General features: G+C 34.2%; 9 protein-coding genes. 1 reads left to right on the top strand and 8 read right to left on the bottom strand.

Features of this window, described 5'->3' with window-relative positions; genetic code table 11:
- Positions 1 to 4: 4 nt before the first annotated feature.
- Positions 5 to 1,270, bottom strand: coding sequence for an accessory Sec system protein translocase subunit SecY2 (secY2, locus tag LEGAS_RS02715; RefSeq protein ID WP_013231315.1), 1,266 nt, complete (start codon positions 1,268 to 1,270; stop codon positions 5 to 7).
- Positions 1,271 to 1,370: 100 nt separating this feature from the next.
- Positions 1,371 to 5,726 carry a KxYKxGKxW signal peptide domain-containing protein gene (locus tag LEGAS_RS02710; RefSeq protein WP_013231314.1) on the bottom strand — a complete coding sequence of 1,452 codons (4,356 nt, stop codon included), beginning with the start codon at positions 5,724 to 5,726 and terminating at the stop codon, positions 1,371 to 1,373.
- 239 nt (positions 5,727 to 5,965) lie between these two features.
- Here LEGAS_RS02710 and LEGAS_RS02705 point away from each other — a divergent pair, with 239 nt between their 5' ends.
- Complete coding sequence (locus LEGAS_RS02705; protein ID WP_013231313.1) at positions 5,966 to 7,069, top strand: helix-turn-helix domain-containing protein; 1,104 nt, start codon at positions 5,966 to 5,968, stop codon at positions 7,067 to 7,069.
- Positions 7,070 to 7,169: 100 nt separating this feature from the next.
- Here the strand turns inward: LEGAS_RS02705 and LEGAS_RS02700 are convergent, their stop codons facing one another.
- From LEGAS_RS02700 to LEGAS_RS02675, 6 genes are all read right to left on the bottom strand, one after another.
- Entirely contained in the window at positions 7,170 to 8,144 is a 975-nt protein-coding gene (locus LEGAS_RS02700) for a glycosyltransferase family 2 protein (RefSeq protein WP_013231312.1), read from the bottom strand.
- Between the two features lie 106 nt (positions 8,145 to 8,250).
- Complete coding sequence (locus tag LEGAS_RS02695; RefSeq protein WP_013231311.1) at positions 8,251 to 11,163, bottom strand: acyltransferase; 2,913 nt, start codon at positions 11,161 to 11,163, stop codon at positions 8,251 to 8,253.
- A 91-nt stretch (positions 11,164 to 11,254) separates the two neighbouring features.
- Positions 11,255 to 12,205 carry a glycosyltransferase family 2 protein gene (locus LEGAS_RS02690; protein WP_013231310.1) on the bottom strand — a complete coding sequence of 317 codons (951 nt, stop codon included), beginning with the start codon at positions 12,203 to 12,205 and terminating at the stop codon, positions 11,255 to 11,257.
- 119 nt (positions 12,206 to 12,324) lie between these two features.
- Positions 12,325 to 13,800 (bottom strand): DUF6020 family protein, encoded by a 1,476-nt coding sequence (locus LEGAS_RS02685; RefSeq protein WP_013231309.1) that lies wholly within the window; start codon positions 13,798 to 13,800, stop codon positions 12,325 to 12,327.
- Between the two features lie 291 nt (positions 13,801 to 14,091).
- A complete protein-coding gene (locus LEGAS_RS02680; protein ID WP_013231308.1) occupies positions 14,092 to 17,646 on the bottom strand; it encodes a CDP-glycerol:glycerophosphate glycerophosphotransferase in 3,555 nt (1,184 codons plus the stop codon).
- A gap of 72 nt (positions 17,647 to 17,718) precedes the next feature.
- Positions 17,719 to 18,534, bottom strand: coding sequence for an ABC transporter permease (locus LEGAS_RS02675; protein WP_013231307.1), 816 nt, complete (start codon positions 18,532 to 18,534; stop codon positions 17,719 to 17,721).
- Positions 18,535 to 18,537: the final 3 nt, after the last annotated feature.

Below are 18,537 nucleotides of genomic sequence, written 5' to 3'. Positions count from 1 at the left end.
TTTATTATTCAAAAAATAACGCACTATAATTGTTTTTTGTCAGTAACGCTTTCATTTGATCGATAATATTGATGACTAAATTTACCAGAATAATAATAGATCCTGCTGTGAGCGCATACTGCGTATATTGTTTATCAATGATACCAAAATACAACGGAAATCCAGCAATTAAACTCATGTATAATGCACCCACAAATGATAACCTAAAAACAATTTCAGTAATGTATTCCCTAGTTGCGTCCCCTGGTTCAACATTATCAATATAGTCACTATTTTGTTGTAGGTCTTCTGCAATTTGGTCTGGGTTGATATTAATAAAAGCAAAACCAATTGATAAAGCAAACAGAATTATTATGTATGCTGTGACTCCCAGAGGCTTGGTAATTGCTATATTGTCTAATCCATTTTCAACCAGTACATTATTTGGCAACCAATAATGTACTGCTTGTAGTATATATTGTGGTAAAACCAGTAAAGTCATACTGTACATCAATGGCATACCACCAGCTGGATTAATTTGAATAGGTAAATAAGATTGCTGATAGAAGTTATTATTTACCAAAATTCTTCTAATAGGTATCTGTCTTTGCGCTCTTTGAACGACAACAGTTAAGAGTACTAGAAATACAATACTTATCATAATGACCAACATTAAAATTACCGAATTAATATCCAAACTAGAACGAACATTTTCTAAAATATACAAGCTAACATTGGTAGGCCAGTTAATTATCATACTCGCTAAAATTAATACTGTCGGTCCCCCAATGCCTAATATTTCATTCATATTCGATAACCAAACTAAAAAAACAGCCCCGGAGACCATGATCAGACTAATTGTTGCCATAGCCCCAAATTGTGTCTGTGCAAAAATACTAATTTTCGGATTAATGTCGATATTGCTAATTATCGCAATTGATTGTATAAATCCAATAATTATTGCTATTGCTATTTTAAAAAGAAAGGTACGTTCAATTGGTATTTTTTTTAAATCAAATCTTTTTATCAAAGTCAGCACTCGCCATAAAATTGTTGCTGACATCCATGGGCCCAAACCTAAAGCAAAAAGTGACATACGACTCAAATCTCCACCTGTTGTACCGTTAACGATTTGAAGTAAGTACTGATTATTTAAAAATCTAGCTAATTGCTTAGCATCAACACCAGGAATGAGTATATTTCTACCAATTAAAAATATAAATACAATCAAACTCGTCCATAGCATTTTTTTTAACACTAAATGAATATTATTTATATTTTCTCCCTTCAAAATAATCCCCCATTTTACAACTTATCATATGTACTGCCCAAATAGTTTTGATTGCTTACTAACTATTTGAACAATGTGTCGTTAAAATTTTAATAATAACTTACTTTGTGTTTTTATTTTTTTTAGATTTTTTAATGATTGCGGCGGTTGACAGTACACCGAGACCAAGTAATGCGCTAATATTGTTTGAATTATTTGAATTAATTCCTGTGCTTGGTAGTACAGAATCTTTCGAAACTTTTTGAGTTTTAAAGCTAGATTGTACTAATGATTCGCTCATTGATTCCGATGTTGAATCTGAAGTTGACATTGACTCACTCGTACTTACTGATTCTGATCCGGAGACTGATTCACTTGTACTTGCTGATTCTGATCCAGAGGTTGATTCGCTTGTACTTACTGATTCTGAACCGGAAACGGATTCACTCGTACTTACTGATTCCGATCCGGAAACGGATTCACTCGTACTTACTGATTCCGATCCAGAAACTGATTCACTCGTACTTGCTGATTCAGATCCAGAAACGGATTCACTTGTACTTACTGATTCAGATCCAGAAATTGATTCACTCGTACTTACGGACTCTGATCCAGAGATTGATTCACTCGTACTTACTGATGATGAATCTGAAACGGATTCGCTTGTACTTACTGATGATGAATCTGAAACGGATTCGCTTGTACTTACTGATTCTGATCCAGAAACGGATTCACTCGTACTTGCTGATGATGAATCAGAAATTGATTCGCTTGTACTTACCGATTCAGATTCTGATCCAGAAGTTGATTCACTCGTACTTACTGATTCTGATCCAGAAATTGATTCAGATTCACTCGTACTTACTGATTCTGATCCAGAAATTGATTCACTTGTACTTACTGATTCTGATCCAGAAACGGATTCGCTTGTGCTTACTGATTCTGATCCAGAAGCTGATTCGCTTGTACTTACTGATTCTGATCCAGAAGTTGATTCACTCGTACTTACTGATTCTGATCCAGAAACTGATTCACTCGTACTTGCTGATTCAGATCCAGAAATTGATTCGCTTGTACTTACTGATGATGAATCAGAAACTGATTCACTTGTACTTACTGATTCTGATCCAGAAATTGATTCACTCGTACTTACGGACTCTGATCCGGAGATTGATTCACTCGTACTTACAGACTCTGATCCGGAGATTGATTCACTCGTACTTACTGATTCTGATCCAGAAACTGATTCACTTGTACTTACTGATGATGAATCAGAAACTGATTCACTCGTACTTACTGATTCTGATCCAGAAGTTGATTCACTCGTACTTGCTGATGATGAATCAGAAATTGATTCGCTTGTACTTACTGATTCTGATCCAGAGATTGATTCACTCGTACTTACTGATTCTGATCCAGAAACGGATTCACTCGTACTTACTGATTCTGATCCGGAGATTGACTCACTTGTACTTACTGATTCTGATCCGGAAGTTGATTCACTCGTACTTACGGATTCTGATCCGGAAGTTGATTCGCTTGTACTTACGGATTCTGATCCAGAGATTGATTCACTCGTACTTACTGATTCTGATCCAGAGATTGATTCACTCGTACTTACGGATTCTGATCCAGAAATTGATTCACTCGTACTTACTGATTCTGATCCAGAAATTGATTCACTCGTACTTACGGACTCTGATCCAGAGATTGATTCACTCGTACTTACTGATGATGAATCTGAAACGGATTCGCTTGTACTTACTGATGATGAATCTGAAACGGATTCGCTTGTACTTACTGATTCTGATCCAGAAACGGATTCACTCGTACTTGCTGATGATGAATCAGAAATTGATTCGCTTGTACTTACCGATTCAGATTCTGAACCGGAAACGGATTCGCTTGTACTTACTGATTCTGATCCGGAGATTGATTCACTCGTACTTACTGATTCTGATCCGGAAGTTGATTCACTCGTACTTACTGATTCTGAACCAGAAATTGATTCGCTTGTACTTACTGATGATGAATCAGAAACTGATTCACTCGTACTTACTGATTCTGATCCGGAAACGGATTCACTTGTACTTACTGATTCTGATCCAGAAACGGATTCACTTGTACTTGCTGATGATGAATCAGAAATTGATTCGCTTGTACTTACTGATTCTGATCCAGAAACGGATTCGCTTGTGCTTACTGATTCTGATCCAGAAGCTGATTCACTCGTACTTACTGATTCTGATCCAGAAGTTGATTCACTCGTACTTACTGATTCTGATCCAGAAACTGATTCACTCGTACTTGCTGATTCAGATCCAGAAATTGATTCGCTTGTACTTACTGATGATGAATCAGAAACTGATTCACTCGTACTTACTGATTCTGATCCAGAAACGGATTCGCTTGTACTTACGGATTCTGATCCAGAAACGGATTCGCTTGTACTTACGGATTCTGAACCAGAAATTGATTCGCTTGTACTTACTGATTCTGAACCGGAAGTTGATTCACTCGTACTTATCGATTCTGATCCAGAAACGGATTCACTCGTACTTGCTGATTCTGAACCAGAAATTGATTCACTCGTACTTACGGATTCTGATCCGGAGATTGATTCGCTTGCACTTATGGAAACAGGATCTTTTTCATAAGTAACTATTGTGTCAATAGACAAGTCATTCGGCATAGCACCGTTTCTAATGGTATTAATATCAATGGTATTTCCATTACTATCCTTCGCCGTAATTATATAACCTGGCTTATCCGGAACTGTGTTTGTTGGATAATATGCTTTTGCCGCATCTGTTGAGTCATTTACATACTGAGTTTCATTAACAATTGTTCCATCTTCATTCTTAATAATAAGATTTCCCAACTTTTTATACTGATATTGTATATCTTGTGTTTGCTGAATATATGGATTTCTAATATTATAGGTTGTATTGCCATTAACATATTGAACAGTCTGCCCAACCGGAATAGTGTAGGTTACTGATTTAACACCATTCCTATAAACATCAGCTTGCATTGTTCCAATGCTATCTAATTGTGTATAAATAACACTCGTACCATCATGATAATTTTTTTCATATTTGGCACCAATTTTTCCAAACTGAGACATTGTTCCGTTACCATTATCATTGACATCATCAGAATAGTATCCATTAATTACATGTCCTGAGGATGTTGTGTATGTTTGGCCAGTCCACCCATTTTGGGTAACATTATCAGAATTGTTAATAACCTGCCCTTCTTCATCCACATAAGTTGTATTTTGATTTACATTCTTAGGCACGAAATTAGTGACCGTACCGTAAGCATTACCAGAACTGTCTGCAACAAATCCAACATAATTTGTTTTTAAAGTTCCACTTAATCTCTTTATAACCAGTGAATAGTTTCCATCTATTCCGTCATAATAATATGTTGTTCCTGAAAATGATAAGGAGGAAATGCTTGCTGTACTCTGACTCAATGTCAAGTTTTTCGTTGTACCGTTTGTACTTATTTCTTGAATATATAATTGACCAGATCCATTACGGTCAATTGAGATAGAAATATCACCAACTTTTGTACTACCATTATAAACTGTCAACCATTCAAAGTCATATCTATTCACATTATCAGAATTTCGTGGCATACTATTTGGATATTGCGGATCATTAACAGCAAAACCAGTTGAATTTGCTTCTGTTGCATATGTTGTGGTATGTGATCGAGTGGTAGCGGGCGTGTCTGTTGCGCTCCTATTTGACGAACTTGAACTCGAGATTGATTCACTGCTACTCACCAACTCTGTTGTCGAAACTGATTCACTATTACTTGCAGATTCAGAAATTGCGGAAGCTTGAGTATCGCTAGTTTTTTCTGAAGTTGAAGCTGGTACACTATTACTGGTTGAGTCAGAAGCCGATGCGACCTTGGTATGACTTGCTGATTCTGATGTTGATTCGCTATTATTAATCGACTCTGATGTTGAAATTGATTCACTGTCACTAATCGACTCTGATGTTGAAATTGATTCACTATCACTAATTAACTCTGATGTTGAAACTGATTCACTACTACTGACTGAGAATGATTTATTTTCACTAGTACTTGTTTTGTTGAGTACAGAATCTTGATTAGATACTGTTTGGTTTGGTAAAACAACTTGATCCTTATTAACAACTGTTCCAACATTATCGATGTTTTTTTCAGTAGCCGTATTATCAGTATCCGCAAAAGCTTCTTGCGAAACAATAGCTGAACCACCTATTAGGGCACTAATCGAGGCTACCGCTTTAAATATTGTTCCTTCAGTATGCTTGCTTTTTTTTGAATTTAATGATAGTTCATTATCTTGAGTTGATTTAACCCAACTTAATAACTTTGAAACACCAGAAGTAACCCAATTTTTCCCATCTTTATACATTTTAAAACGAGTCACTAGTTTCGTTTCTCTATAATTTTTTTGAACTCTTTTTTTCATTTTTTCTCCTTTTTAAGTAAAAGAAAACAGTTATTCCTTTATGATTATCACTCAAAAAAAAATTTTTTTCATGATAAAAAAAGTTCCTTTATGTTAAATAAAGGAACTTTATTATAAAACGAACATTTATGACGTACTTTTTTTATATAATTGATAAATATACCTTTTACTAAATTTTTTTACTTAATTAATATAGGATTATTTTTCATTAATAATATATAAGTTTCAGGGGGAGATTCATGAACGATATTCAAAAATTGGCAGATATTTTAAATGCTGCTGTTATTTTACTCAATAGCAATACGCATGAAGCTAATTATTTAAATGCCCAACCTACTGATACAAGTAATCATACTATCAATTTCCTATTGGCTAATATTCAATTGTTATCCAATCATCAATATCAATCCTTAAACAGCCCTTGGGGACATATTTTAACCTGTCAAATTACGAATAATTTAATTATCTGCCTCTCTTTTAATTATAGTGAAACTAGTAATGAACTAATGACAATGCACTCGCTTTCAAATTTAAAATCCATTTCTCAAATTATATACAAATTATACAATGGCAAAGATGCACCTGATACAGACGTTATTATTACAAAATTCTCAGATAAACAACTCGTTAAAATTGAAAATAATCAACCATTTGACGCTACTCTTTTTTTTAACGCCGAAACTGATATTATTAAGGCAATTATTTATTCACATAACGAACAACTGACTTCTGCTTTAGAAAAATTATCTTATATTAAAATAATTGGTGAACGGTTTGCCAATAATAACTATATTAGAGGTGAAAAAGACACGCTCATTTCTTACATAGCAGTTTTAAACCGCGCTATTATCCAATGGGGTTATCCTGTAGAATCAGCATTTCGTTTACATAACGATCTTGTACAGGAAATAGAATTATCATCGCAATTTTTTGATTTTTTTCAAGTCATTAGAGAAGTTACTTGGCATTATTTTAATGTCATCAAAAATTATCGTGTAACCAATTTTTTACCACTTCACGAAAGAATTCGCCAATATGTTAAAGAACATATTACTGAAAGTATGACCCTTGACGATATCGCTACAAGGCTTAATGCATCAAAAAAACTATTAAATCCAGCATTTAAAAATGAATACGGTATAACCATTACACAATTTATAAGGCAAGTTAAAATAGATGCCGCCAAAGAACTTCTAATTGCGTCTGATCTCACATTACTTGACATTTCGAATTTGTTATCTTTTTCAACTACCACTTACTTTGTTAAAACATTTAAAGAAATCACAGGATTAACTCCTAAATATTTTCGTCAACATTTTTTTGATCAACATCTTCATTTATAGTTACGCATCAAAATTCAAATATTAATCAACTGTTCAATGCACAAAAAAGATTGATTCTAATTCAAGAATCAATCTTTTTAATCGTGCAATAATATAATTTTTAATCTAATAAATCCATCTCTGCACCTCTAAGACTTTTGATTTTTTGCTGACGTAATCCTTCAGCATACTCAATCGTTGGGTTGAAGAATAAGCCACGCCATAGGCCACGTGTAATAACTCCCAGTTTTTTCGCACGGAAAGCAACATTCTTTTTGAGTAGTGTCTTGCGCAAATCACGCAATATAGCCACTGAAAACACTTTAATCATTTCTTTTCTTGAGATACGTCGTGCTGTCAAAATACGATTACGGTATTCAAAATTATAACGCCACAATCTACTGTCATCTACCTCGGCAACAATATCACCAGGTTTTGTATTCTCTTTAGATTTGTGGACAGCAATAGAATTCATAACCATATAGCCACGTTTTATATCAGCAATGCGGTTGGTATACTCCATATCGTCACCCCAGATAAAATATTCCTTCTGCGGTAAACCAATCATTGCAACCATCTCTCGTGAAAACATTACGGATACAAATGTTGAATTAACAACTTCAACAGCTGGTTCTTCTGTATCAATTAAATAGCGCTGCCATGTGAACGCACGTGGTGCAGTGACATTCATCCAAGATGGGTTGCCATCAATGCTACCCCAACGAACTTGTGAATTGACAAATCCGACTTCAGGATGATCAAGTGTAAATGCCACTAAATGTGATAATGCATCTGGTTCTGGAATGGTATCATCATCCATTAACCAGACAAAGTCATCTTGTAATTGTTCACCAAATAGACGGACTGCTTGATTAAAACCACCAGCACCGCCCAAATTCTCAGTCGCATGGTAAACAACGATACGTTCATCATTTAGACTATCCAAGTATTCTGTTGTGCCATCAGTTGACATATTATTAACAATAATCACATGTGACAGGTATTTTGTTTGCGCTAAGATAGCCGCCAATGATTCTTTTAATAATTCTAAGCGATTATAAGTCACAATCGCTGCTGTAACAGTTTTTTCAGTCATTTTGACATTTCCTTAATAAAATTCGATAATCCCATTATACGTAAGATAAGCAGGTTTTACTAATGTGACTGTTAGTCAATAATTTTTACCGTTACCCATACAATTTCTAATGTTTTATTTCAGAACCATCTACTGTGTTATTAGGCATTTTCACAACTAATATGGTTATAAACACATATAATAATATCGGTTGCACATATCTAATGTCTGGAACCGGTATGGCCAACATATATGTTGCAGCAAGTCCAATGATCGGCAAAATCACTAATAATTTACGCCACATTCCTTGGGCTACCAACCATCCAGCGATGATTACTTGCATCATCAGATAAATTCCCGGTAAAAACCAATACTGAACACTTTTGATTTTAAACATTGCTTGCCAGTTACCCAAAATCAAGTGTAGTTTACTAAAGCCACCCCAATAACTATCATATCTAAACATTTGATATTTTATATTGTACTTCTCAATATCGCTACCTGTTAAAAAGTAACTTACTGGCACAAAGGAGCTATACTTGTCTCGAATAAATGTGCCTATTCGATATTTGGCGTTTTGATTCCATAGTATGGCTGTCTGTGCTTTATATGCCTTCAAAGCTTTTATTTTATTAGATTTAATTAAAGAAATGCTTTCTTTTTTAAATTTTCCAGTATCATTATTTAATAATTTAGCATCAAATCCTGGACCAAATTTAATCGCATCAATATTAGTAGGTTGATAGCTTGCAATATTCTTGTTATTCATAAGTTTACTGAAGTATTGCTGTTGTTGCAAATTTAATGAACCTTTATCGTGAATAATACCCGCATCAACTTGAATTAGCATACCATATGACTCAGTCTTAGATGGTTCGAAAACATGAAAATTTGTAATTATGGGCCCACTAATTACAAAGTAACTGATAATAGCAATGACCATTATGATAATTAAACGCCAATATTTTTTAACTCCTAAAATAATGATTGTTAATAGACACATGACTATGACAATAGGTATACCATTGCTTCTCCAAAGGCTAATTCCCATCACCGATAATAAAGTAAACACGAAAGCTAATGGTTTATGTAACCATTGCCCATGAGTTCTGACTGTCTGAAATAAAGCTAGTCCAAAAAATACGAAGGCATAGGTAAACAATGTATCTTTAACAAGAATCATTGCTTGCAAAGGAAAGAATGGCACTATTGCTGTTAATACAAAGAAAAGATATCCAACCCACTTTTTCCCGGAATACTGTTTTAGTAGTGTGGCAAAATATGAAAACAATGTTACGTATACTATACTTTGTAGAATGACAAAGCTTGCTGGATTATCCCAAATTTTTGATGTTAACCATAACACAGCAGTATGACCTATTGGATGCCAGTTGTTCCAAGGATATGCATGATGTATTTGATTCCATTGATTAACAGAATCCACTACCATTATACCAGGATAGTACGCAATAAAATAAATAAATATTACTGTACTATATAATAATATATATTTCCAATAACTATCATAGAATCCTAGATGTTCGCCATTTTGATTTTGTTCATTTTTCAATTGATTCAACATGTTAGCAATCGCAAAACTAAATGTCCCAAAAGAAATCAATACTAATCCTATATGACTGATTAATGATGTGTTAAAATAATTAGCTGGTAAAAAAGTAACGATGTAAAGTGCACCACCAATTATTCCAACACTCCAATTTATACTCTTTAATTTCTTTCCGATTTTTATATGGTGTGAACGCATCATAGCCATTAAAATTGCACTAACTATAATAATCTCTAATACTTTATTCCCTGGTACTGCAAAAACAGCTGTTATTATTGAAAATGTAATTTTAATTATTGTTGGTCCCAATAAATTAATAAACCCTAAGTTAGAATTACGAAACTCATTACATTGGGTACTTAATTCATTAATTATTTTTAATAAAAATCCACTTAGTTTATTTGCTATTGGTTCCAAAATTACATGTAACACAATACCTATGAATACAAAAAGTATCGCGACACCTAATGAAAATACAAGTCGGTTTAAAGTGCCATTAATTCTATTTACATTAATAATGGTAACATAGATCCAGGGTGAAAATATTGGTGCACTTTGAAATAAATACGCACCAAAAACATGACTTCCAAAAAAATTTACGATGTTATTATAGTACTGCTTCAATGAAATAACACCTATAAATATAAACGCCGCAATTACTAGAGGAAATGGGCTCGCATCGAACCAAATAATGATATTTTCTCCCCAACTATTTGGACCAGACCAACCCAAAAATGAGAATAATTGATACAACGTATTATGTGGCGCATGTAAAATCATCCGAATAGCATATGTTATTAATACTGCACTAGCTGTTAATAATATAACAGCTATGCTTGCAACTATCGCATTTATTCTTAATCCATACTTTCGAATATATCCCCCTATTGCAAATAGATATAAAAATAAAATAACATAGGAAAAATTCATACCTTTATTTAAGGCGATCATCGGCCAAATAGAAACAACCAAGAATCCAATAATCAAAAAACGTTGATAATCTTTTTTAGTTAACTTAGACAAGAAAGGCAAAACAATTGGTAGTAATATGTACATAAAAACATATGCAGTCACAAACCAATAATCAGAAAAAATAACTGGAAATAACCGCTTAAAAAAGTATGCGGTTGAAAAAACGGTCCCGTTTATTTTTAGTACAATTGCCACTATGTACATAAATATTGAAAATACAATTGTCTCACTCACAGTTCTAACTAGACTGGTTAACTTTGCTCGTGAATTTATCATCAAATATCCAGAAATGATGATAAATAAATCAACGCCGACTTTTCCACTCAGAATCATACCATCACGAACAAACTCAAAATTAGTAGACAAGCCTATTGTCCAATTTGTATGAATAGCTACGTGGTGTAAAATAACTAGCAAAATAGATATGAATCTTAAAATTTCGATGTTTGACAGTTTAACTTTTTGATTATTTATTCTTTTTTCACCGATTCTTTTTAACATTCATTAATACTCCAAAACATGATTAAATTTCCCTCGCATACCATTCAACTAACAAACAAATACGTTCCTAGAATAATAAAGCTTTTCCGACTCAATTACTTAGTTCTTTTTTTCTATTTGAAGCTTCGATTAATGCTAATTCAAAATCCCGCTTATCTTTTGCTTGAACAGAATTTAAAATCATGCCAGAAAAGAACGAAATGACAGCTATCAATAACAATATCATCGTTACAATGAGCGTTGGCATATTATCTACAAGACCAGTTTCAGCATATGGTTGGACAACTCTAATGAAGAACACAACCAAACTAAATAAAATAAATACTGTCGAAATTGCTCCAAAAAATGCAAAAGGGTGATAATTACGATACAAATTTAAAACAGTCTTTAATACCCGCATACCATCACCATAGGTGTCCAGTTTAGACTCCGATCCCTCTGGTCTGTCCCTGTAACTAATCACTTGGTTCTCTACCAACATCCGTTTCTCAGTAGCATGAATTGACATCTCTGTTTCAATTTCAAAGCCTCGTGAAAGAACTGGAAATGTTTTTACAAATTCAAAACTAAATGCTCGATATCCTGTCAGTATGTCCTTAATATCAGTCTTAAAAAGTGAATTAATTAAACCACGCACGACAGAATTACCTACGTTGTGGAAAGGCCGTTTATTTTCTTCAAAATAAGTGGACGATAATCGATCACCAACCACCATATCAACACCATGACTCTTTACTTTGTCATACATTTCAGGAATAGCTTCAACCGGATATGTATCATCGGCATCGATCATAACATAAACTTCAGCATCAACTTCGCGAAACATTCGTCTGATCACAGCGCCTTTTCCTTGAGCATACTCATGTCTGACTACTGCCCCTGCATTTCTAGCTAATTCAACTGTGCTATCCTTGGAATTATTGTCATATACATATATTACTGTTCCATTAATGCTTTGGGTCACATTCAATACATCTTTAACCACCTTTTCGATAGTTTGGGCTTCATTATATGCTGGTATCAATACCGCTAGTTTATCCATTTTATTCCTCTTTAACTTTATTTCTTAGTCCATTATACACAATTTAATTCAATCAGAAATTTTCTAGCATGCTGTTCAAATTCACATTAAGCGTTCTAATAACTAGAATACAATTAATTTTAAATTATTTCACGGTTTTTATCCTTAATGTTTAAATGATTTGTATCAAATATAACAGCAATACACATTGGTACAGCCATAATAACAGGCAAGATATATCGCATACCCCCATCAACTGGCGTTAACATTGCAACACCTAATACGCCTAGAGGAAGTAAAAAAGGCAATCCCCAGACAATGGATACTTTCTTTCTAATCATTTTTACTAATAAAATTAAGCTAGATATAATAAGTAACCAGTCATATAACCATGCAGAGAGAAATATTTTATAGATTATATTATTATTATGCAATGGTGTCAGTAATCTATTTTTAAATTTTTTTGCAAACTCAGAACCATTATAATCTACTGAAAAATTTAATTGTCTCATGACATCAGTAATTCTATTTTGAACCCAAACTTGATTCAGATTCATAAATAATTGACCAGACGACTTTTCTTGCTCATTATCATTTGTTGGACTATAGTATGAATCCACTTGGTATATCCATGCCTTTACATAATCAAATGGATACTTCATACCCAATCTTAGCCATAATTTTAAAAAATTTCTGATACCATATTTTGATCTTTCTTTCAGAAATGTTTCAAATGCTTCTTTTTTTGATTTATTTTCATTGTTATAGGTGTTCCCATAATTGAATTTAACATAGTCTGCTAAATTAGGATTGTAAGCCTCTGTAATTTTTTTTAAGGGCATTATTTTGTTCAAATCATCGTATAACTTACTTCCCTTTAATTGTGCTTCATGTGTTTTTACTGTATAGGCAACTTGTTGTAGTGGCACGCTGATAGAGTCACCAGGTAATCCTGGCGCAATAAAAGCCATTGGAAAAATCACCTTAGTGATTACCGTCATTAATACAATAATCGATATTAGACACAGTAATAGTTGTTTGCTTCTTAACACCACCACACAAGCCAGTAAAACAATAACCATTACGTAGTATCCATCAGATCTAAATACTGATGTTACTACTGTTCCTATTGCTAACTCCCACAAATGATTATTAAGATTTTTATCTATCGCAATCGAAATAAGTGCTGAGAATGACATACCAATACCTATTAAGAATGGTGCAGTTTTATCATACGAGAATGCATAAAATGGGAACAAGGGAAATAACGCAAACAGTAATAATGATAACCATTGAATATTTCTCCCAAACGCAGTTCCAAACTTAACCACTAGTCTAGAACAAACAATTGCGCTACAACTGCCAATCAAGCCAGCATATAATGCAAAAGACCATGTACTATTGTTATTGGTCAATTTCATAAAAAATTTAATTAACACTCCCATAATAGCTGCCGCTGTATATGGCTGGTGATTATTTGGATAAGATAACCCAAAAAAATTAGCTAGTTGAGCTGCTCCATCATAACTGACAATTATTGGAAAAAAAGCCCACCAATAGGGTAACCACGCTATCAAAATGACTAAAAAATAAAATGTTCTTCTGCTTGTTTTCAAAAAAGCATCTCCTTAACCGGGTACCAATAAACCATGTAGATCTAACAAATTTCAGCAATGAATTAACTTGTTCTCTCGAATTTTATGATCCAACCTTTATGAAACCACAATAAGTGTACATAGGATTACAAATTTAAAGCAATTAATGATTCACTGCACTAATTTCTATAGTCTACCCTATAAAACAATACTACTCTATTAACCCAATACATGAATTGCATATATCAATCAGAGAATCAAGATACATAAATGCAATAAAGACAATTATTCGATAAACTGAAAATCTTAAAATTAGCTTTTTTCGGGATCAAAAACAGCCTTAAAAATATTTTCAGATGCATGTCCATCATCGTACTGTATAAATTTAGTATCAAATATTGCAATCTTATCTTCATACCTTTTTGGTATCTCCTCAAATGATTGTAATGAGATTTCTAATTCAGTTTGTGTGTATACTAATGGTCCTGGTGCATCTGCCTTGAAATCAAAGTTCAGTCCACGTGAACTGACATAATTATCAAAGTCATATACGAAAAAAACCATCGGTTTGTTTAGCAAGGCATAATCGAACATAACTGAAGAATAGTCTGTAATCATCACATCACTAATTAGATAATAATCGTCAATTGCAAATGAATCATCTGATAATATCATTTTATCTGCATATGCCATTGGCACTTCAATGTCACCACTTAAATGGTGAGGACGAATCAAAACAAATAAATCATCACGTAGAGATGCATACATTGACTCAAAATCAATGCCTAATTTACGCTCGCCTTTTTTACGCCAAGTTGGTGCATATAAAACTAATTTTTTATCAACGGGCACCTTCATTGCACGTTTAATTCGCAGAATTTCAGCTTCGTTATTTCTCACAAACAGCTCATCATTACGCGGATATCCAGTATTCAATACTTTTGCTTGATGTCGATATGCGGATGCAGCAATTTCAGCTACATAATCACTTGGTACCGTCAAATAGTCCCAGTTACGATTTTTTTCTAAATATTGCTCATAGGACGCTGATGTCCAATCTTGAAGAACTTTAAAGCCCATTTGTTTCAATGGTGTGCCATGCATCGTTTGTATTTCTAATTGTTCTGGTCGCTTAACACGTTCCTTACCTTCAAAATTAACATTATTAACAAAATACTTTGCATGAGCCAAATAATACCAGTATTTTTTCGTCCCTGTGACCACTGGAATAACACCTGGTAGTTCAATATCTTGCAAAATATTCGAGTATACGACGACATGTTGATATCCTGGATAATGCTTTTCAATATATTCGTACAGAGCTCTCGGATTATCATTAAAATCTTGCCCCCAATATGACGAATACATAATAGTTTTCTCAAAAATTGGTTCCTGCAACCATTCTTGGTACTTTCCTTGCCAAAATGAAACTTTTTCACCCATTGTCGTAAAACCTTCACGATTGGTACTTTGACGCATTGTCAAAACTCGGTGTTCCTCTGAATCATCGGATCCGAAATACCATGTTAGACGTCCCACAGGATGTTCCTCTCGAAAAATATTAAATTTAGACTTGCCCCAACGTAACGGCATTGTAAATGGCTGACGTTGGAAAAACGTCAATGTTACTTCCGGATGAAGCATTCGATTTTGAGCATATAACCCAAAACCTAATGGTAACTGAACTTCCCATAAATTACGTTTTAAAAAATTACCTTCAATTTTTTTTGCAACATACTTATTATCCAAACCATCCTGAATAAAAGTAATATTAGCACTACTAGCCAATCGTGCCCATCCGTCTAACCAAAACCTAATTGTGACGTTTTCATCATCTAGTTCAGCATCAGCTATCAATGGATACTGCCAAGAAACTGCTAAAGTTGCAACATGATTTGAAACATGGAACACAGTCATATTCTTTTTTAATGTATGTGGTTCAGCAATTGTTGGTGTAGCCATACGTACTAACTCAAATGAATCATAATCATTAGTATTGTCAGTTGTCATAAACTGCCACCAGGCTTGTCCTGCCCCACCTGGTGTTCCAATATAATTAGCATCTGACTTAGACAATGAATATTCATTACCATTTTTGACTAATTTTAGAATTTCCCTATTAGTCGGATTATAGATGATGATATTCTTTTTAGCATTCTTGATTGTCCAAAGGTAATGATTTCTGGACCAAGTGAACGTAGTTACCAACGGGGCGTTTGCCAAATATGTCAAGCGTAATCGCCAATCAGATGAGTAAGAAGTCAATAAGAAACCGTTATCAATAACGAAACCTTCCGGTCGTGGTTGATCTCCCGGCATAGGTTCACTAATTAGAAGCTCAAGTTCACGATCATAAACCGTCAACTTCAGTTTGACATATACAGTTTCGTTTAACCTTTCCAATTCAGCAAACGGAACAGTAATACGATAGCTTGAAATATCAAAATTATGGGCTGCTTGTTCCCTTCGACTTTGCGTATTTTCAAATCCCCATTTAGCAGTCGCATCTGGATCATACTGCATATCAGCCACACCATTAGAATGAACCAACACTTCCCCATTTTTGTTCACCAGTTCAACTTTTAAATTAGAAATTAAATTTCGAGTAGGTAAATCCATATAACGATAGAATAAGTGTCCCACTAACACTACTTGATTATTTTCTTCGGTCACACTATACAATCGAGTAAATGGGTCGAAATCAGAATTAAGAGTTGCTAAGTCAAAATCAAAATCATCTTGGTAACTACTATGAAAACTACCATCATCTTGATTAAATTGTACACAGAACTCGTACTTTGCAAATTTAGTGATTGCATTTTGTACAACTACTTTTGGTTGATATAACCAAACAGTGTACAGGGCTCGATACCAATATTGTGCTTGATTAAACTGCGCAGGTGTCAACAATTTCAAGAATCCTTTTACTTGTTCATAAATAGTATCCTTATATTCATCATCAAGAGCGATGTATTTTTCATATGTAAAAGGTAAACGTAAATCAAAATTAAGCATCTTATTTAACTGCTCATTTTGTGCATTCTCCGGAGCATCATAATCAGCTAAGCTGCTCAGAATCATTTTCATCCCTTTAACACGATCCGTAAAATTATTTTTCTGTGCGGTCGACTGAGTAATTGAAGGAGCCCCTTCATCACGTTCACGCCACAAGTAGATAACCTCATCAAAGACATCAATTTTTTTTGCCAAAGAATACATTGGTACAACCATAGGCATATCTTCATAAAGCATTTTTTCTGGAAAATACAAACTATTAGATTGAATAAATTCCAAATTATAGATTTTATTCCATGCCGTTGTATCCCAAACCAGCTCAGGATGTTCTCCTAGTGTCGTTGCTTCATAAGCATCATGATAGGCTTTATTATGAACAGTTGAAGTCCACTGCTTTCCGGTACTATTAAACCTACGTACAGCACCACCAATGACATCACTACCTGTTCTATTAATAATTGATAACATATTGTGATATGAATCATCCACTACAATATCATCTGGATCAACATATGTCACATATTCACCAACCGCCAAATTTGTCCCACGATTACGTGCTGCACCTAAGCCGCCATTTTCAAATAAGTAAAGTTCAAAAACGTCAGGGTATTGGTCAACGTAGTCTTTTGCTATTGTCGATGTCTCATCCTTTGACCCATCATCAATTAAAATAACTTGTAATTCATCATTAATACCTTGGCGCAATAATGAATCCAATGCTTCTTTTAAAAACAACGCAACATTATACATAGGGACAACAACACTTAAACGTGTATTTTTACGATTACTTTTATTAACCACTGTTATTGGCTTGTCTAGATTTTTTGGTATATGGATAATTGGTTCAGTCATATTTAAAACTCCTATATCAGTTATGTACGCAAAGAGGGGGCGAGCAATCGCCCACACCCCTTTTTCCTTGTTTTAGACAAGATCCGCAAAATAAGCGCGGAACTTTAAGTGTAAATGTGATCCGAGAAGTAAGACCACCAACACAAACATCCAGAAAGCAAGATTTTGTGACGGATGATCCCATATCCATCCTGTGCTCAAAAATGAATCGCGAACGCCTGAAATTAGATAGTAAAAAGGATTCAATTCAATCAAACGACTAATTCGCGCGTGGTCTGGTCCCAGCTTGGCGGCAATATCAATAACAGCCCCGGAGAACCAAAATACAAATCGCATAATCGTTTGAATTAGTTGTTGATAATCTGGGAACAGAACAGTTATTGTAGCATTGAATATGCCTAATGCATGCAAAAACGCAAGCATAGCTATGAAATAATAGACAAATTGGAATGCATGCATTGTTAAGTGCACACCTGACCCAACTGCAATTAATACGCCAACAGCCAATGTAATAACAAAAGGAATGACGTTAATCCATGTTCGCACAGTTGGCATAATACTAATTGGAAAATTCATCTTTGATACCTGACGCACATTATTTCGAATGCTCCAAGTTGCATCCATAAATGATGTGTTCAAAAATAGCCAAGTTGCTTGCCCAATAACTAGCCAGCCAACATAAGGAATACCATCTGCTACATTGCCTTGACGAAGACCAATACCGAAGACTAACCAATATGTGGCAATTTGCATCACTGGGTTAATCAAATCCCACAAGATCCCTAATGAATGATCTTTGTATTTGGCGCGAGTTTCATAGCGAGCCAAACGTAGCATGACGGGGAAGTATTTTATTTGCTCCCGTAGCACAAGCCAAATTTCTCTCATAGT

This window comes from Leuconostoc gasicomitatum LMG 18811 (assembly GCF_000196855.1).
In the GTDB taxonomy this organism is placed as follows: Bacteria; Bacillota; Bacilli; order Lactobacillales; family Lactobacillaceae; genus Leuconostoc; species Leuconostoc gasicomitatum.
This window is presented reverse-complemented; position numbering and strand designations above follow the sequence as displayed.